The organism is Jannaschia sp. W003 (assembly GCF_025144335.1).
GTDB lineage: Bacteria > Pseudomonadota > Alphaproteobacteria > Rhodobacterales > Rhodobacteraceae > Jannaschia.
Window position 1 is genome coordinate 780,960 of record NZ_CP083539.1, and the last position, 17,510, is coordinate 798,469.

Genomic DNA, 17,510 nt, shown 5'->3' on the forward strand with positions numbered 1-17,510 from the left:
GAACCGGACCGGCGACAGCCGAACCGAAGAGGAAATCCGCCATGACCGACGCCACCACCCATCTCTGGGACGACACCGTGCTGCCCTTCCAGCTCGACGCCTCCGACATCCGCGGCCGCGTGGCCCGCCTCGACGGCGTGCTCGAGGAGGTGCTCGCCCAGCACGACTACCCCGCCCCGATCGAGGCGCTGGTGGCCGAGATGGCGCTCTTGACCGCGATGATCGGCCAGACCGTGAAGCTGCGCTGGAAGCTGAGCTTGCAGGTGCGCGGCGACGGTCCCGCGCGCCTGATCGCCACCGACTACTACGCCCCCACCGAGGACGGCCGCTCGGGGCGCATCCGCGCCTGGGCGTCGTTCGACGAGGATCGGCTGGCGCAGGGGCCGGACGCGCGGCCCTTCGAGCTGATCGGCAAGGGCTACTTCGCGATCCTGATCGACCAGGGCCCCGACATGGAGCCCTACCAGGGCATCACCCCGATCTCGGGCGGCTCGCTCTCGGCCTGCGCCGAGACCTACTTCGCCCAGTCCGAGCAGATCGCGACCCGCTTCGCGCTCTCCTACGGGCGCGCGCAGGCACCGGGCGAGGCGGAGCGCTGGCGCGCGGGCGGCGTGATGCTGCAGCACATGCCCAAGGCCTCGCCCTTCGCCGCCTCGGGCGAGGGCGGCACGGGCGAGGGCGGGCTGATGACCGCGTCCGACGTCATGGACGCCGACGACGGCGAGAACTGGCGCCGGGCCAACCTGCTGCTCGACACCGTGGAGGCGATGGAGCTGATCGGTCCCACCGTCAGCCCCACCGACCTCCTGGTGCGCCTGTTCCACGAGGAGGGACCGCGCGTCTTCGACCCCCAGCCGGTGCGCTTCGGCTGCTCGTGCTCCGAGGACAAGGTGCGCCAGTCGCTGTCGATCTACTCGGCCAAGGACATCGGCCACATGACCACGCCCGAGGGCATCGTGACCGCCGACTGCCAGTTCTGCGGGGCGCACTACGAGTTCGACCCCGCGACCCTGGGGTTCGAGGCGACGGACGCGCCGTCGTGAACCTCCACGCGCTCGCCGCCCGGCCCGGCGGGCGCTCCTCGGACTTCGACCTGAACGCGGGCGTGGTGCTGCCCGGCCGCCGGGTGCTGAGGGACGCCGCCGTGCTGGTGGCGTTCCGCGAGGCGCCGGGGGGCGCGCGCCTCCTGCTCACCAAGCGCTCAAGCGCGCTGCGCAACCACCCCGGCCAGATCGCCTTTCCGGGCGGCAAGATCGACGAAGGCGAGACGCCCGAGGCCGCCGCCCTGCGCGAGGCGCGCGAGGAGGTGGGGCTGGAGTGCGCCGAGGTCGTCGCCTGCCTGCCGCCCCACGAGACCGTCACCGGCTTCACCGTGACCCCGGTGCTCGCCGCCTACGAGGCGTTCGAGCCTACCCCCGAGCCGGGCGAGGTGGCCGAGGTGTTCGAGGTGCCCGCTGCCCATGTCTTGGATCCGGCCAACTACTCGGTCGAGGCGCGGCGCTGGCGCGGGGAGTGGCGCCGCTACTACGCGGTGCCCTATGGTCCGCGCTACGTCTGGGGCGCAACGGCCCGGATCCTGAGGGGGCTCGCGGAGCGTGCGACTGACGGCGGACTGGCTTGAGGCGGAGCCCACGCAGCGGGTGTTCGCCGCCCTCGCGGGGGGCGGGCACCGGGCGCTCGCCGTGGGCGGCTGCGTGCGCAACGCCCTGCTCGGCGCCCCCGTCTCCGACATCGACATCGCCACCGACGCGCCGCCCGAGCGGGTGGTCGAGCTCGCCCGCGCCGCGGGGCTGAAGCCGGTTCCCACGGGCATCGAGCACGGCACCGTCACCGTGGTGGCGGCGGGCGTGCCCCATGAGGTCACCACCTTCCGCCGCGACGTGGAGACCGACGGACGCCGCGCGACGGTCGCCTTCTCGGACGACGTGGCCGAGGACGCGGGCCGTCGCGACTTCACCGTGAACGCGCTCTACGCCGAAGCCGACGGCACCGTGGTGGACCCGCTGGGTGGCCTGCCGGATCTCCGGGCGCGGCACGTGCGCTTCATCGGCGATCCCGAGGCCCGTATCCGCGAGGACTACCTGCGCATCCTGCGCTTCTTCCGCTTCACCGCCTGGTACGGCGATCCGGCGCTCGGGCTGAATGCCGAGGGGCTGGCCGCCTGCGCTGCCCACGGCGAGGGGCTGGACCGCCTGAGCCGCGAGCGCATCGGCCACGAGATGCGCCGCCTCCTCGCCGCGCCCGACCCCGCGCCCTGCGTCGCCGCGATGGCGCGCACGGGGCTGCTGGCGCGGGTGCTGCCGGGCGCGGACGACCGGGCGCTGGCGCCGCTGGTGCATCTGGAGGGGGACCGTGCGCCGGACTGGCTGCGCCGCCTCGCGGTGCTGGGCGGGGACGCCTCGGGGCTGCGGCTGTCGAACGTGGAAGCGCGGGCGCTGGAGGCGCTGCGGGAGGCGGACGGCCGCCCCTTCGCGCTGGGCCACGCCTTGGGCGTGCGGGGCGAGGATGCGGTGCTGATCCGCGCGGCCTCGCTGGGGCAGCCGGTGGCGCCGGGGGCGCTGGAGGAGGCGCGGGCGGGGGCCGCGGCGACGTTCCCGCTGCGGGCGAAGGACCTGATGCCGGGGCTTGAGGGGCCTGCGCTGGGCGAGGCGCTGGCGCGGGCGAAGGCGGCGTGGGTGGCAAGCGCCGGGGCGCTGGGGCGGGACGCGCTGCTGGAGGTCGCGCGCGAGGGTTAAGAGTTCACGCCCCGGCCTTGCGCCGGGGCCTCGGTCCGCCGCTTGCGCCATCGTGCGAAGCGAAGCGCCGACGGCATTAGAGGCCCCGGATCAAGTCCGGGGCGTGGCCCACGCCTTCACGTCTCCCGCCGGAACGCCGCGAACAGCTCCACGTGGGGCGACCAGCGGAACTGGTCCACCACCGAGACCGGACCCATGCGGTAGCCCCCCGCCACCAGCGCCGCGGCGTCGCGCGCGAAGGTCGCCGGGTTGCACGAGACGTGCGCCACCACCCGCACCTCGGAACGGGCCAGTTCGGCAACCTGCGCCGCGGCGCCCGCCCGGGGCGGGTCGATCACCACGGCGTCGTAGGCGCGCAGCTCCTCGGGCAGCAGCGGCTCGCGGAACAGGTCGCGGCGGTGGGCCGCAATGGCCTTCGTGCCCGGCGCGTGGCGGGCGCCCGCGCGCAGGGCGTCGACCAGTTCCGGCGCGGCCTCGAAGGCGTCCACCGGCGCGGCGAGCGCGGCAGGGAAGGTGAACGTGCCCAGCCCAGAGAACAGGTCCGCGACGCGCGCCGCATCCCCGAGCGCCTCGCGCACCAACGCCACCAGCGCCCGCTCGCCCTCAACGGTCGCCTGCAGGAAGGCGCCCGGCGGGGGCACCACGCGGGCCGGGCCGAGGGCGAGCACGGGCGGCGCGGACTGCACCAGCGGCTCGCCGTTCCAGGTGACGCGCGCGAAGTCGGCGGCGAAGGGCGCGAGCATGGCGGCCTCCACCGCCTTGGCATCCGTGACGGCGAGGTCCAGCCCCCCGGCGGTGGCGGTGACGTGGAGGCCCACCTCGCCCCCGCGCGGGGCGGCGAGGCGCGTCAGACGCTCCAGCGCGGGCAGGGCAGCGACGATGGCGGGTACCAGCACGCGGCAGTCGGGGATCGCGACGAGGTCGTGGGTGCGCGCGGTGTGGAGGCCGACCTCGGCGCCGCGCTTGGTCTTGCGGCCCTTCAGGGCGGCGCGGCGGCGGCTCGCGGGGGGCGAGACGTGCATCCGGCCCATCTCGGGCTCCAGCCCGGCGCGCACCAGCGCGTCGCGGACGCGGCCCGCCTTCCAGCGCGCCACGAAGCGGTCCGACGCGTGCTGCAGCGCGCAGCCGCCGCAGCGGCGGAAGTGGGGGCAGGGCGGCGCGACCCGCTCGGGCGAAGGCTCCAAGATGGGCCGGCCATCCGGGTCCACCCGCTCGCCCGGCAGGGTGCGAGGCACAACGACGTCCCCCGCCACGCCCGCGCCGCGCGCATCCAGCCGCTCGATCACGACGCTCATTCCGCAGCCACGTCGTCCAGCCCGAGGAAGCCGCCCGACTGCCGCTCCCAGTAGCGGGCGTAGGTGCCGCCCGCGGCCAGCAGCTCGCGGTGGGTGCCCTCCTCGACCACGCGGCCCGCCTCGAGCACCACGATCCGGTCCATGCGGGCGATGGTCGACAGGCGGTGGGCGATGGCGATCACGGTCTTGCCCTCCATGACCCGCTCCAGCGCCGACTGGATCGCGGCCTCGACCTCGGAGTCCAGCGCGCTCGTCGCCTCGTCCAGCACCAGCACGGGGGCGTCCTTCAGGATCGCGCGGGCGAGGGCGATGCGTTGGCGCTGGCCGCCCGAGAGCTTCACGCCGCGCTCGCCCAGCGTGGCGGCATAGCCCCGGTTGCCTCGGTGGTCGCGCAGGCCCTCGATGAAGTCGTGGGCCTCGGCCCGGCGCGCGGCCTCGCGCACCTCCGCCTCGGTGGCGTCGGGGCGTCCGTAGCGGATGTTGTCGAGGGCCGAGCGATTGAACATGGCCGTCTCCTGCGTGACCATGCCGATCTGCTGGCGCAAGCTCTCCTGCGTGACCGCGCGCAGGTCGTGCCCGTCGATCGACACCTGCCCGCGCTCCGGGTCGTAGAGACGCAGGAGGAGGGCCACGAGCGTCGACTTGCCCGCCCCCGACGCGCCCACGAGGCCCAGCTTCTCGCCGGGGCGCACGTGGAGGTGGAGGTCGAACAGCCCGCCCGCGTGGTGGTCCCCCTCGTCGCGGCCGTAGGCGAAGGTCACACCCTCGAAGCGGATATCGCCGCGCACCGGGGGCAGGGGGGCGGCATCGGGGCGATCCTCCAGCGTCCAGCGGGGGGTGAGGGTGTGCATGCCGTCCTCGATCTCGCCCACCTCGGCGTACATCGACATCAGCGTGAACGAGACCCAGCCGGTCATCTGGCTGATGCGGATAGCGATGGCGCCCGCGGCGGCCACGTCGCCGGTGGTGGCCGCGCCCGCCTGCCACAGCACCAGCGCGCCGCCGATCAGGATCAGGGGCAGGAGCCCGCCCACCAGCATCAGCGAGATGCGGAACGCGGCCGAGGTCTCGCCGAAGCGCACCGACTTGCCGCGCAGGGTCTCCATCGCATCCAGCGCCGAGCGGTCCTCGTGCTCGGAATGGCCGAACAGCTTCACGGTCTTGATGTTGGTGATCGTGTCCACGACCTGGCCCGTGACCATGGCGCGCGCCGCGGCCCGCTCCTTGGATCGCGCGCGGATGCGGGGCATGAACCAGCGGATCAGCCCGCCGTAGAGCACGCACCACGCAGCCAACGCGGCGGCGATGCGCCAGTCGATCGCCACCAGCAGCACCACCGAGCCGAGCACGGAGGAAGCCGCGAAGGCGACCACGTTGATGAACTCGGACGTGACCGAGGTGACGGCGCGGGCGGTCTGCATCTGCTTCTGGGCGATGCGGCCCGCGAAGTCGTTGTCGAAGAAGGTGACGGCCTGCCCCATGGTCCAGCGATGCAGGCGCGACTGCACCAGCGGGTAGACGTTGGGCTGCACGGTGATGCCGTTGAGCGCCGCCGAGCCGCCGAACACCAGCGGGCGCACCACGAGGTAGAACAGCACGAAGAGGGCCAAGAGCGTGGCGTTGGCCGCGAAGTAGCCCGCGCCGGGCGTGCCCGAGGCGCTGTCGATCACGGCGCCCAGAAGGAAGGCCGTCACCACCTCCATGACGCCCGCCGCGCCCGAGGCGGCGAAGGCGACGCCCAGCGGCCCCCACGCGCCCTTGAGGCACCAGCCGATGAAGGCCCCCAGCGTGTCGGGGGGCGGCCCGTCGGCGCGGCGGAACGGGGCGATGAGGGTGCCGAGGCGGGCGAGCGTCACTGCGCCGCCTCCGCGGTGCCGGCCACGTCGATGAACCCGCCCGACTGGCGCGCCCAGAAGCGGGCGTAGAGGCCGCCGCGGGCGAGGAGCTCGTCGTGCGTCCCCTCCTCGGTGATGCGCCCGTCGTCGAGCACCACGATGCGGTCCATGTGGGCGATGGTGGAGAGCCGGTGGGCGATGGCGATCACGGTCTTTCCCTCCATCATGCCGTAGAGCGTGTCCTGGATCGCGGCCTCGACCTCGCTGTCGAGGGCGCTGGTGGCCTCGTCGAGCACGAGGATCGGAGCGTCCTTCAGGATCGCGCGCGCCAGCGCGATGCGCTGGCGCTGGCCGCCCGAGAGCTTCACGCCCCGCTCGCCCACGCGGGCGTCGTAGCCGCGGCGGCCCTCGCTGTCCTCGAGCCCGAGGATGAACGCGTGGGCCTGCGCGCGCCGCGCGGCGGCCTCGATCTCCGTCTGCGTCGCGTCCGCCCTTCCGTAGCCGATGTTGTCGCGGATCGAGCGGTGCAGCAGCGAGCTGTCCTGCTGCACCATGCCGATGGCCCGGCGCAGGCTCTCCTGCGTCACGCCGCGGATGTCCTGCCCGTCGATGCGGATGCGGCCCCCGTCGGGGTCGTAGAAGCGAAGGAGCAACTTCACCAGCGTGGACTTGCCCGCGCCCGAGCGGCCCACCACGCCGACCTTCTCGCCGGGCGCAAGGCGCAGGGCGATGCCCTCCACGCCGCCGCCCGCGCCGCCGTAGCGATGGGTGACGTCCTCGAAGCGAATCGCGCCCCGCTCCAGCCGCAGGGGCGCGGCGTCCGGGGCATCCCGCAGGCGGATCGGCTGGGCGATGGTCTCCATGCCCTCGGCCACCACGCCGAGCGCGCGGAACAGGGTCGAGAGCGACCACATGATCCACCCCGTCATGGCATTGAGGCGCAGGACCAGCGCGGCGGCGGCGGCCACGACGCCGACGCTCGCGGTGCCGCCCGCCCAGAGCCACACGGCCCAGCCCACCACGCCCACGATCAGGAGGCCGTTCAGGACCGTCAGCGCAACGTCCATGACCGTATAGAGCCGCATCTCGCGGGCGAAGGTCTCGCGCGTCGCCTCGATGGCCTCGCGCGCGTAGCCCAGCTCCTGCCCCTCGTGGGCGAAGAGCTTCACGGAGTGGATGTTGCTGTAGGCATCGACCACGCGCCCCGTGGTGGTGGAGCGGGCATCGGCGGAGGCCTTCGAGGCCGGGCCAATGCGGCGCATGGTCCAACGCACGAGGAGGCCGTAGAGCACCAGCCAGACGGCGAGGGGCACGGCGAGGCGCGGGTCCGCGTCCCACAGGAGCACGGCGGCTCCGACCACGTAGGCCAAGGCGTAGGCGATGGCGTCGAGCACCTGGAAGATCGCATCGCCCGCCGAGGTGGGCGTCTGCATGATGCGGTTGGCGATGCGGCCGGCGTGGTCGTTCTCGAACCAGCCTACGGACTGGCGCAGGACCTGGGAATGGGCGCGCCAGCGGAACATGGCCCCCATCTGCGGCAGGATCGCGTTGTTCAGCAGCAGCACGTCGAGCGCCATCACCGCGGGGCGCAGCAGCAGCACGAACAGTGCGGCGAGCGCCAGCTCCACCCCGTGATCCGCGAGCACGGCCCCCGGCTCGCCGTCCGACAGCAGGTCCACGATTCGGCCCACGTAGGCGATCAGCCCGATCTCCACGGCGGCCACGAGCACGGCCAGCCCGGCGGCCAGCGCGAACAGGTGGTGGAAGGGCCGGGTCCACTCGCGCAGGAACGGCCCGAGCCGCGCGGGCGGCGCGTCCGAGGCGTCGTGGGCGGCGAACGGATCGACGAGGGTTTCGAGGCGGCGGAACATGGAGGCCTTTCGGGTCGGCCCCCTGATGTAGCACCTAGGCCAGGAAAATCATCGCCCCCGACAGCGCAAGGGCGCCCGCCATGAGGGTCGTGAAGAGGCGCCAGGCGGCGGGCGTGCGCAGCAGGAGGGCGAGGAGCGTGCCCGCGAAGGCCCAGAAGGCGCAGACGAAGAGGTTGATCCCCGAGAATGCCGAGGCGATGCGCGCCGCCTCCGGGAGGGGCGCGAGGTCGGAGGCGTAGCCCGAGGCGGCGGCAAGCGCGACCGCCCAGACCTTGGGGTTCACCCACTGGAACAGCACCGCCTCCCAGAAGCGGAAGGGCCGCTCCCGCCCGTCCCCCGCGCCGCCGCCGCCGGGGCGCGAGCGCAGGAGACGCCACGCCATCCACAGGATCCACGCGGCGGCCACCACCTGCAGCGCCAGCTTCAGCGCGGGGACGGCGAGCAGCACCGCCCCGATCCCCAGCGCGGTGACGGCCGAGGTCACGCCCACGCCCGCGGCCACCCCGAGGATGTGCGGCACGGTGCGGCGCATCCCGAAGCGCGCCCCCGAGGCGGTGATCAGGATCACGTTCGGGCCGGGCGAGAACAGGCCGGCGAACACGAAGAGGTAGAGCGGGTCCATGGTGGCGGCGTGACGCGCGGCGGGGCGGGAGGCAAGGGCGGGTCGCAGACGACCGACACGTCCCGGCCCCGCGCCGGGACCTCCGCCCGCAACCCTTGCCGCGTGTCGGGGCGAAGGACGGCGCCTGCGGCTGGCGGAGGCCCCGGCGCGAGGCCGGGGCGCGTTTCGCGGGGCGGGGCGGGCGCGCCTAGCCCCTTGGGATCCCGGCTCGGGGGCCGGGGTTCGTCTAGGACGCGCGCAGCGCGTCCTAGACGAACTTCCCCTTCCGAACCGGCCGGATGCGCCGAGGAAAGAACTTGGCCGTGGTCCAGGAGATCAGCTTCACGTCCATCCAGAACGTCCGGTGGCGCTGGTAGAGCAGGTCCAGCTCGGCCTTCCGGGGGATGCAGATGCGGGTGTAGACCTCCTCGGTCTCGGCGGCGGTGTCGCACTCGGCGAGCACCCGCTCCTCGTGGGGCGCGTAGATCAGCGAGGCGAGGCCGGTGACGCCGGGGCGCGAGCGCAGGACCTCGGCGTAGAGATGGGGATACATCTCCACGTAGCGGCGCAGGGGCGGGCGGGGGCCCACGAAGCTCACGTCGCCGCGCAGGATGTTCCAGAGCTGCGGCAGCTCGTCGAGGCGGCGTCGCCGCAGCCAGGCGCCATAGGGGGTGATCCGCAGGGACTTGTCGCCGCCCGTCACGCCGATGTCGTCCGGGTCGGGCTCCATGGTGCGGAACTTCCACAGCGTGAAGGGCTCCGTGGGCGTCTTCATCCGCTCCGAGCCGTAGAACAGGGGACGCCCCTGCTTTCGCAGGCACTGCACCGTCACCACCACGATCACGGGCGCCAAGAACGCCATGAGGTAGAGCGAGAACAGGACGTCGAAGAGCCGCTTGCCGAAGGTCACGCCACGGCCTCGCGCCATTGGCGGACGATCTCCGGGGCGGTGCCCTCGGCGGGGTCGAGGGGGACGAGCGCGGCGAGGCGCGCGACGTCCAGCGCCACCACCGGCACCGCGTCTGGGGGGGCGGGCACCGGCTCCCACGCGCGGCCCGCCGCATCCAGCAGCGCGTCCATGCCCACCGCGCCGGGCGCGGCGACGTTCAGCACTGGGGGCAGGGCGGCGGGGTGGTCGGCCAGCGCCCGCAGGATGCGCGCGAGGCTACTGGGCCCGACATAGGAGCGGCGCGGCGCCCGCCCATCGGGCCACACGTGGAGGCGGGGGGCCGCGTCGCCGAGGCGCCCGAGCAGCGCGTCGGCCCCGGCCACGTTGCCGAGGCGCAGCGCCGTGACCTCCACCGCGACCGAGCGCACCGCCTCCATCGCCAGCTTCGCGCGTCCGTAGTCGCTCGCGGGCGCGGCGTCCTCCTCGCGGAGGCCCTCGCCCGCCGGGTAGACCGCGGCCGAGCTCAGCAGGAGCACCCGGCGCATCCCGGCCGCCTCGGCGGCGCGGACCGTCGCCTCGGCGATGCGCGCGTTGTCGTGGAGGTCGCCCGCCCCCGGCACCACGCCGGCGAGGCACAGGAGCGTGCCGCCGACGGGCAGCGCGGCCAGCGGCGGGCCGTCCCGGCGCGAGCGCCAGTCGGCGCCGCCCTCGCCCCACAGCGCCCGCAGCATGCGGCCGATGCGGCCCGAGGCGCCGGTGACGACGGGGAGGGGGCGTTGCATCGGCGGGACACCTCGACGGCGTTCGGAACGGCGCGCCGTTGCGTTCGGCGCGTCGGGGTGGTGAGGAAGGGAGATCGTCTCCCGGGGGAAGCCTTAGCCGCCATGCGCGCCATCCGAAAGCTCACGCTCGCCAGCTCGGCCGCAGCCGTTGCCGCCGCGCTGCTATCCTCCACCGCCGGGGGGCAGCAGCTCGCGCTTCCGCCCACCGAAGCCGCGAACTTCCTCGGCGTGCCGGGCTACGTCGACATGCCGTCGGCGCGCTCGCAGCCCGAGGGCGAGCTGAGCTTCTCGGTGCACGGCTTCGACAACGGCACCGTGCGGACCTCGATCGCGGTGCAGCTCTCGCGCCGCCTCCAGGCCCTGTTCCGCTACGCCTCGATCCCCGACATCGAGGCGCGCGGTCCGGGCAACCCGCTCGTGCGAACCTACGACCGCTCGTTCGACGTGCGCTTCCAGATCCTCTCCGAGAGCGCGCGCCGCCCCGAGCTGCTGCTGGGCCTGCAGGACATCGGCGGCACCGGCCTCTACGGCGGCGAGTACCTCGTGGCCTCTAAGGCGTTCGGCAACGTCGAGGCCACCGCCGGCATCGGCTGGGGCCGCTACGGCACCGACGGGTCGTTCTCGAACCCGCTCTCGGTCTTCTCGGACCGCTTCGACACCCGTCCCGTGCCCAACGACAACCAGACCGGCACCGGCGGCAAGTTCGGCACCGACCAGCTGTTCCGCGGCCCCGCCGCGCTGTTCGGCGGCGTGGCCTGGCAGCAGTCCGAGCGCCTGCGCCTCGCCGCGGAGTACTCCTCGGACGCCTACGTCAACGAGACCCGCGTCGGCATCGTCGAGCGCGACATCCCGCTGAACTTCGGCGCCGACTACCGCGTCAGCCCGAACTTCCGCGTCACCGCCGCGCTGCGCCACGGCACCGAGCTGGGCGTGGGCTTCCTCTACACCCTGAACCCCCGCCGCGCGCCGGGCGGCGCGGGCGGCGAGGGCGCGCCCGAGCCGGTGCTCGTGCGCCCGCCGCGCGCGTCCGACCCGTCGCTCTACGGCACCGAGTGGACGGCGCGCCCCGACAGCGAGCCGGTGATCGCCGAGTCGCTCGGGCGCACCTTCGCGGTGGCCGGGCTGGAGCTGCAGAGCTACCGCCTCTCGGGGCGGCGCGCGCAGGTTCGCTTCATCAACCCGATCTACGAATCCCAGGCCCAGGCCGTGGGCCGCGCCGCGCGCGCCATGACCCGCAGCCTGCCGGCCTCGGTTGAGCAGTTCGAGATCGTGCCCCTGAACCGCTTCGGAGTGCCCGGCGCCGCCGTGGTTCTGCGCCGCTCCGACGTGGAGGCGCTGGAGAACCGCCCCGACGGCGCCGCCGAGGTGCTGGCCGTGGCCGGCATCGTCGACGCCGAGCGCCTGCCCGAGGACGGCCTGCGCGCCGTGCCCGACCTCTACCCCCGCTTCACCTACGCCCTCGGCCCCTACGGCGCCGCCTCCACCTTCGACCCCGAGGCGCCGGTGCGCCTCGACCTCGGCGTGCAGCTCCAGGCCCGCTACGAGCCGCGCCCCGGCGTGGTGGTCTCGGGCGCGGTGCGCCGCGTGGTGGTGGGCAACCGCGACGAGAACACCAAGGTCTCGGACTCGAAGCTTCCCAAAGTGCGCACCGACAGCAACTTCTTCGCCGCCGAGCGCGGGCCCTACATCTCGTACCTCACGGGCGAGTACTTCTTCCGCCCCGCGCCCGAGTTCTACGGCCGCGTCTCGGCGGGCCTCCTGGAGGCGCAGTACGGCGGCCTCTCGGCGGAGCTGCTCTGGAAGCCCGCCACCGGGCCGCTGGCGATCGGCGCCGAGGTCAACGAGGTGCGCCAGCGCGACTTCGACCAGGACTTCGGCTTCCAGGACCTCGAGGCGACCACCGGCGGCGTGACCGGCTACCTCGAGCACGGCGGCGGCTTCCACTCCGAGCTCTACCTCGGCCAGTACCTCGCGGGCGACCGCGGCGCGACCTACCGCCTCGCGCGGCGCTTCCCGTCGGGCTGGGAGGTCAGCGCCTACGCCACCAAGACGGACGTGAGCGCCGAGGACTTCGGCGAGGGCTCCTTCGACAAGGGCATCGAGGTGAAGATCCCGCTGACGTTCTTCACCGGCCAGCCCTCGCGCGAAACCGAGTCGATCGCGATCCAGCCGCTCCTGCGGGACGGCGGGGCGCGGCTGCGCATTCGAAACAGGCTCTACGACACGGTCAGCGACCAGACCGCGCCGCAGCTGACCGAGGATTGGGGACGGTTCTGGCGATGACCATGCGACTGCTGCGGGCGCTGGCCGCCCCGCTCTGCCTCCTGGCCCTCGCAGGGTGCCAGATCACCAACGACGAGCGCGAGACCGCCTCGATCGGCCTCGCCACACGCGCCATGGTGGCGCGCCTCGCCGGCGCCGAGGCCGAGCCGGCCCCGGACGCGCGCGACGCGATCACGCCCGCGCTCCTCGGCCAGCTCGGGACGCCGGCGCTGCTCGTCGTGCTGCAGGCGCGCGACGTCGGCGTGCTGATGGTGCCCGCCGCCATCGGGGCGGACGGCACGGTGCAGTGGCGCGACGCGGAAGGCGGCGGCCTCCTGATGCGCGGCGGCCTCTTGGTCGGCACGCGGGGCTTCGGATTCGACCTGCTGACCGTGGACGCCAGCGGCACCCGTGCCGCGCTGCAGCGGGGCGGCGCGAGCGGCGTGCGCCGCACCGAGCGTCGCCTGCGCTCCGACAACGTGGTCGTGCGGCTCGACCTGCGGTGCGACGTGCTGCCCGTGGACACGCAGGTGCTCGGCTTCTACGGCCAGACCTTCCGCACCACGATCTTCGAGGAGCGCTGCGCCGGCGAGGGCGTGCGATTCGCAAACCGCTACTGGGTCGACGCCACGGGCTCGGTGCGCCGCTCCGAAGTGCTCGTGAGCCCCGAGGCGGGCGTCCTCGAGACGAGCCTCCTGCGCGGCTGACCGCCGGCCCCGCGCCGCGCCGCGGCAGTATTGCAACATCGACCGGGGTTTTCGAAGCGCAAACGCCCCGGGATATGGCGAAACCCCATCGGTGCGGGTTGCAGGGGAACGGGGGGCAATCTAACGTCCGCCCCGTGCACGTCTAAACTGGAGACTCTCTCATGACCAAGCTTCTCGCGATCTCGTCGGCTGCCCTGCTGGCCTTCGCGCCGGTGATGGCTTCCGCCGAATCGCCCCTGTTCCTGAACTCGACCAAGTCGTCGGGCAACCTGAGCGCCCCCGTGGTCGAGGACGTCGTGATCGTCCCCGAAGTGATGCCCGCCCGCGGCATCAGCCCGCTGCTCCTGGCCGGCCTGGGCCTGGCTGCCGTGGCCGGCATCGCCGCCCTGGCCGACGACGACGACGACGCGACCACCTCCACCCAGTGATCGCCGTCCCATCGGACGAACGGAAAAGGCGGGCCTGAGGCCCGCCTTTTTCATGTCCGGGTGCCCCGGGGCGCGGACCGTCAGGCCCGCCGGCCCATCACCTCGACCCCCAGCACCGACAGCACCTTCGCCTCGATGTCGCCGGCCTGAAGCCCCGCCGCCTCGTACATCTGAGCCGGCCCCGCCTGGTCGATGAACGCATCCGGAAGCACCATGGAGCGGAACCGCAGGCCGCGGTCGAACGCGCCCTCGTCGCCGAGCAGTTGCGCCACGTGGCTGCCGAAGCCGCCCACGGCGCCCTCCTCGATGGTGACCAGCGCCTCGTGGTCCCGGGCGAGCCCGAGGATCATCTCGCGGTCCAGCGGCTTGGCGAAGCGCGCGTCGGCCACCGTCGGGCGGATGCCCCGCAGGGCCAGCCGCTCGGCCGCCTCGCGCACCTCGCCCAACCGCGCGCCGAAGCTCAGGATCGCCACGCGCTCGCCCTCCTGAACGAGGCGCCCGCGGCCGATCTCCAGGGGGGTGCCGCGCTCGGGCAGCTCCACGCCCGCGCCCTCGCCGCGGGGATAGCGGAAGGCGATGGGGCCCGCGTCGTGGCGCACGGCCGTGGCCACCATGTGCCGCAGCTCCGCCTCGTCGCTGGCGGCCATCACCACAAAGTTCGGCAGGTTCGCCAGATAGGCCACGTCGAAGCTGCCCGCGTGGGTCGCCCCGTCCGCGCCCACGAGGCCGGCGCGGTCGATCGCGAAGCGGACGGGCAGGGACTGCAGCGCCACGTCGTGGACGATCTGGTCGTAGGCGCGCTGCAGGAAGGTCGAGTAGATCGCCGCGAAGGGCTTGAGCCCCGCCGCGGCTAGGCCGGCACAGAAGGTGACGGCGTGCTGCTCGGCGATGCCGACGTCGAAGCAGCGGGCGGGAAACGCCTCGCCGAAGAGGTCGAGCCCGGTGCCGTCGGGCATCGCCGCCGTCACGGCCACCACGTCGCGGTCCTCCTGCGCCTCGCGGATGAGGGATTGGGCGAACACCTTGGTGTAGGACGGCGCGTTCGACGGCGCCTTGCGCTGCTCGCCGGTCTCGACGTCGAACTTCGCGGTGGCGTGGCCGCGGTCGGGGCGGTGCTCGGCGAAGCCCTTGCCCTTCTTCGTGACCGCGTGGATCAGCACCGGGCCCGTGGCCCGCGCCTTCACGGTGCGCAGCACCGGAAGCAGGCTCTCCATGTCGTGGCCGTCGATGGGGCCGACGTAGGAGAAGCCCAGCTCCTCGAACAGCGTGCCGCCCACGGCCATGCCCTTGAGCATCTCCTTGGCCCGCCGCGCCCCCTCCTGGAGGGGCGGGGGCAGGAGGCCCACGGCCCCCTTGGCGGCGGCGCGGAACTCCTGGAACGGGGCGCCGGCGTAGAGACGGCTCAGGTAGCTCGACATGGCGCCCACGGGCGGGGCGATCGACATCTCGTTGTCGTTCAGCACCACGATCAGACGCGTTCCCAGATGGCCCGCGTGGTTCAGCGCCTCGTAGGCCATGCCGCCCGTGAGCGCGCCGTCGCCGATCACCGCGATGGCGTCGCCCACGCCCGCCGCGCCGATCTCGCGCGCCTGCGCGAAGCCCAGGGCCGCCGAGATGGAGGTCGAGGCGTGGGCCGCGCCGAAGGGGTCGTAGGGGGACTCGGTGCGCTTCGTGAAGCCCGACAGGCCGTCCTTCTGGCGCAGGGTGTCCATGCGCGCGCGGCGGCCCGTGAGGATCTTGTGGGGGTAGCACTGGTGGCTGACGTCCCAGACCAGCCGGTCGCGCGGCGTGTCGAACACCGCATGGAGCGCCACGGTCAGCTCCACCACGCCGAGGCCGGCGCCGAGGTGGCCGCCGGTGCGGCTGACGGCGCGGATGGTCTCGGCGCGCAGCTCGCCGGCGAGCTGGTGGAGCTCGCGGTCGCTCATGCGGCGCAGGGCGGCGGGGTCGTCGACGCGGTCGAGAAGGGGCGTGTCCACGGGTCTCTCCTCGGGATTCAGCGGTCGCGGGTCACCATGTAGCGGGCGACGGCGCGCAACCTAGCGGCGCGATCGCCATAAGGCAAAAGGGCGGCCTCGGCCTCGGCCACCAGCGCCTCGGCGCGGGCGCGGGCGCCCTGCGTCCCCAGCAGCGACACGAAGGTGGCCTTGTTCGCGGCCGCGTCCTTGCCGAGCGCCTTGCCGGCCGCCGCGGCGTCGCCCTCCACGTCGAGCAGGTCGTCGGCGATCTGGAACGCCAGCCCCAGGGCGCGGGCATACACGTCCAGCCCCTCGGGGCGGGTCTTGGCCAGCGCCGGCCCGGCGAGGCAGGGCCACTCCAGCAGGCGCCCGGTCTTGAGCCGCTGGAGCGCGGTGATCGCCTCCAGCGACAAAGGCGCGCCCGCGCTCTCGGCGGCGATGTCCTGCGCCTGCCCCAGCACCATGCCGGCCGCGCCCGCGTCGCGCGCCAGGGCGGCCACGAGGCCGATCCGCACGGCGGCGTCGGGGTGGGTCGCCGGGTCGGCCAGGATCTCGAAGGCTGCCGTCAGCAGCGCGTCGCCCGCCAGCACCGCGGTCGCCTCGTCCCAGCGGCGGTGCACCGTGGGGCGGCCCCGTCGCAGGTCGTCGTCGTCCATGCAGGGCAGGTCGTCATGCACCAGCGAGTAGGCGTGGACGCACTCGATCGCCGCCGCGGCCCGCAGGGCGCGCGACCGGGGCACGTCGTGGAGCGCCGCCGTCTCCAGCACGAGGAACGCGCGCAGGCGCTTCCCGCCCTGCGAGGCGTAGCGCATGGCCTCGCCCACGGGGCCCTCGAAGCCCCCGAGCAGGTCGTCCAGCGCCGCCTGCACCTCGCGCTGCGCCGTCTCCAGCGCAGGTCGGAGGCTCACGGCAGGTCCGGGGTTCACTGGGCGTCGGCGGGCCGCGTGCCGGTGGGCCGGCCCCCGGCGTCGAGGGTGATCTGCTCCACCCGCTCCTCGGCGGCGCGCAGCTTGGCGTCGCAGTGCTCGCGGAGCTTGGCGCCGCGCTCGTAGAGAGCGATCGACTCTTCCAGCGGCACCTCGCCCCCGTCCAGCTGGTTCACCAGCTGCTCCAGCTCGGCCATGGCCTGCTCGAAGCTCATCTTCCCAACGTCGTCGGCCATGTTCAGCTCCCCAGCGCCTCCACGTGCGCGCGGACCGATCGGCCCAGCGCGGCGAGGTCATAGCCGCCCTCGAGCGACGACACCACCCGCCCCCCCGCATGGGTCTCGGCCACCTCCACGAGGCGCTCGGTCGCCCAGCGGAAGTCCGCCTCGTCCCATTCCAGCTGCGCGAGTGGGTCGTCGCGGTGGGCGTCGAAGCCCGCCGAGATCAGCACGAGGTCGGGGGCGTGGGCGTCGAGCGCGGGCAGCACCTCGCGCTCCATCAGCCGCCTGAAGGCGGCGCCGTCCGAGAAGGGGGGCAGGGTGCGGTTCATGACCTGCCCGTGGGCCCCGGTCTCGGACGGGTCGCCCGTGCCAGGCCAGAGCGGCGACTGGTGGGTGGAGACGAACAGCGCGCGCGCCTCGTCCCTCAGCAGGTCCTGCGTGCCGTTGCCGTGGTGCACGTCGAAGTCGACCACGGCGACCCGCTCGCAGCCCGAGGCAAGGGCATGGCGGGCGGCGATGGCGACGGTGCCCAGCAGGCAGAAGCCCATCGGCCTGGCGGTCTCGGCGTGGTGCCCCGGCGGACGCATGGCCACGAAGGCGCGGCCTCCCTCCGCGACCGCGTCCACCGCCTCGCAGGCGGCGCCGGCGGCGAGCCAGGCAGCACCGAGCGAGCCGGGCGCCATCGAGGTGTCCGCATCGAGCTGCGCCCAGCCCTCGGTGGGCGAGGCGGCCTCCAGCGCGTCGAGATACGCCTGCGGGTGGCACCGCAGCACCGCCTCGGGCGCCGCCGGCTCCGGCGTGCGCCGGTCGAGCGCCACGTCCTCCAGCGCGCGGCGCACCGCGTGGAGCCGGGCCACCTGCTCGGGATGCCCCGGCGGGTTCTCGTGGGCGTCGGCGTCGGGATGGGTGAAGAGAAGGGTCATGAGCCTTGTGTGCCGCGCGGCGCGGCGGGACGCCAGAGTCCCCGGCGCCCGGCATCCGCCGGCGACTCCGCTTGAAG

16 protein-coding genes are annotated in these 17,510 nt (G+C 74.0%); 6 read left to right on the forward strand and 10 right to left on the reverse strand.

Features of this window, described 5'->3' with window-relative positions:
* Positions 1 to 41: 41 nt before the first annotated feature.
* Genes K3554_RS03685 through K3554_RS03695 form a run of 3 tightly spaced genes read left to right on the forward strand, consistent with a single transcriptional unit; the run spans position 42 to position 2,735 of the window.
* A complete protein-coding gene (locus K3554_RS03685) occupies positions 42 to 1,043 on the forward strand; it encodes an Hsp33 family molecular chaperone HslO (protein WP_259943708.1) in 1,002 nt (333 codons plus the stop codon).
* Positions 1,040 to 1,621: a CoA pyrophosphatase gene (locus K3554_RS03690; protein WP_259943709.1), complete on the forward strand. Its 582-nt coding sequence runs from the start codon at positions 1,040 to 1,042 to the stop codon at positions 1,619 to 1,621. The genes K3554_RS03685 and K3554_RS03690 overlap by 4 nt, the downstream gene beginning before the upstream one ends.
* Positions 1,596 to 2,735 (forward strand): CCA tRNA nucleotidyltransferase, encoded by a 1,140-nt coding sequence (locus K3554_RS03695; protein WP_259943711.1) that lies wholly within the window; start codon positions 1,596 to 1,598, stop codon positions 2,733 to 2,735. Before K3554_RS03690 ends, K3554_RS03695 begins: the two co-directional genes overlap by 26 nt.
* Positions 2,736 to 2,851: 116 nt before the next feature.
* On the opposite strand, the gene K3554_RS03700 is transcribed toward K3554_RS03695, so the two are convergent.
* The 6 genes from K3554_RS03700 to K3554_RS03725 all read right to left on the reverse strand — a co-directional run bounded on the left by K3554_RS03700 (position 2,852) and on the right by K3554_RS03725 (position 10,008).
* Positions 2,852 to 4,030: a class I SAM-dependent RNA methyltransferase gene (locus tag K3554_RS03700; protein WP_259943713.1), complete on the reverse strand. Its 1,179-nt coding sequence runs from the start codon at positions 4,028 to 4,030 to the stop codon at positions 2,852 to 2,854.
* The gene (locus tag K3554_RS03705) at positions 4,027 to 5,886 is read right to left on the reverse strand and encodes an ABC transporter ATP-binding protein (RefSeq protein ID WP_259943715.1); all 1,860 of its coding nucleotides are present in this window, start codon (positions 5,884 to 5,886) and stop codon (positions 4,027 to 4,029) included. The genes K3554_RS03700 and K3554_RS03705 overlap by 4 nt, the downstream gene beginning before the upstream one ends.
* Positions 5,883 to 7,736 (reverse strand): ABC transporter ATP-binding protein, encoded by a 1,854-nt coding sequence (locus K3554_RS03710; protein WP_259943717.1) that lies wholly within the window; start codon positions 7,734 to 7,736, stop codon positions 5,883 to 5,885. Before K3554_RS03710 ends, K3554_RS03705 begins: the two co-directional genes overlap by 4 nt.
* A gap of 34 nt (positions 7,737 to 7,770) precedes the next feature.
* Positions 7,771 to 8,358 carry a LysE family translocator gene (locus K3554_RS03715; RefSeq protein WP_259943718.1) on the reverse strand — a complete coding sequence of 196 codons (588 nt, stop codon included), beginning with the start codon at positions 8,356 to 8,358 and terminating at the stop codon, positions 7,771 to 7,773.
* A 247-nt stretch (positions 8,359 to 8,605) separates the two neighbouring features.
* Positions 8,606 to 9,247: a sugar transferase gene (locus K3554_RS03720; RefSeq protein WP_259943720.1), complete on the reverse strand. Its 642-nt coding sequence runs from the start codon at positions 9,245 to 9,247 to the stop codon at positions 8,606 to 8,608.
* Positions 9,244 to 10,008: an NAD(P)-dependent oxidoreductase gene (locus K3554_RS03725; protein ID WP_259943723.1), complete on the reverse strand. Its 765-nt coding sequence runs from the start codon at positions 10,006 to 10,008 to the stop codon at positions 9,244 to 9,246. Before K3554_RS03725 ends, K3554_RS03720 begins: the two co-directional genes overlap by 4 nt.
* A 102-nt stretch (positions 10,009 to 10,110) precedes the next feature.
* On the opposite strand from K3554_RS03725, the gene K3554_RS03730 reads away from it, so the two are divergent.
* The 3 genes from K3554_RS03730 (at position 10,111) to K3554_RS03740 (ending at position 13,405) form a co-directional block, all read left to right on the forward strand.
* Positions 10,111 to 12,291: a YjbH domain-containing protein gene (locus tag K3554_RS03730; RefSeq protein WP_259943726.1), complete on the forward strand. Its 2,181-nt coding sequence runs from the start codon at positions 10,111 to 10,113 to the stop codon at positions 12,289 to 12,291.
* Positions 12,288 to 12,977, forward strand: a complete 690-nt coding sequence (locus K3554_RS03735; protein ID WP_259943728.1) for a YjbF family lipoprotein — start codon at positions 12,288 to 12,290, stop codon at positions 12,975 to 12,977. The genes K3554_RS03730 and K3554_RS03735 overlap by 4 nt, the downstream gene beginning before the upstream one ends.
* Positions 12,978 to 13,138: 161 nt before the next feature.
* A complete protein-coding gene (locus K3554_RS03740; protein ID WP_259943730.1) occupies positions 13,139 to 13,405 on the forward strand; it encodes a hypothetical protein in 267 nt (88 codons plus the stop codon).
* 80 nt (positions 13,406 to 13,485) lie between these two features.
* Here K3554_RS03740 and dxs read toward each other — a convergent pair whose 3' ends face one another.
* The 4 genes from dxs to K3554_RS03760 form a co-directional block, all read right to left on the reverse strand.
* Positions 13,486 to 15,333: a 1-deoxy-D-xylulose-5-phosphate synthase gene (gene dxs, locus K3554_RS03745; protein ID WP_259945777.1), complete on the reverse strand. Its 1,848-nt coding sequence runs from the start codon at positions 15,331 to 15,333 to the stop codon at positions 13,486 to 13,488.
* Between the two features lie 68 nt (positions 15,334 to 15,401).
* Positions 15,402 to 16,271 (reverse strand): polyprenyl synthetase family protein, encoded by an 870-nt coding sequence (locus K3554_RS03750; protein ID WP_409197333.1) that lies wholly within the window; start codon positions 16,269 to 16,271, stop codon positions 15,402 to 15,404.
* Between the two features lie 14 nt (positions 16,272 to 16,285).
* A complete protein-coding gene (locus tag K3554_RS03755) occupies positions 16,286 to 16,525 on the reverse strand; it encodes an exodeoxyribonuclease VII small subunit (protein ID WP_259943731.1) in 240 nt (79 codons plus the stop codon).
* Between the two features lie 2 nt (positions 16,526 to 16,527).
* On the reverse strand, positions 16,528 to 17,433 hold the full coding sequence (locus tag K3554_RS03760; protein WP_259943732.1) for a histone deacetylase family protein: 906 nt from the start codon (positions 17,431 to 17,433) through the stop codon (positions 16,528 to 16,530).
* Positions 17,434 to 17,510 lie beyond the last annotated feature (77 nt).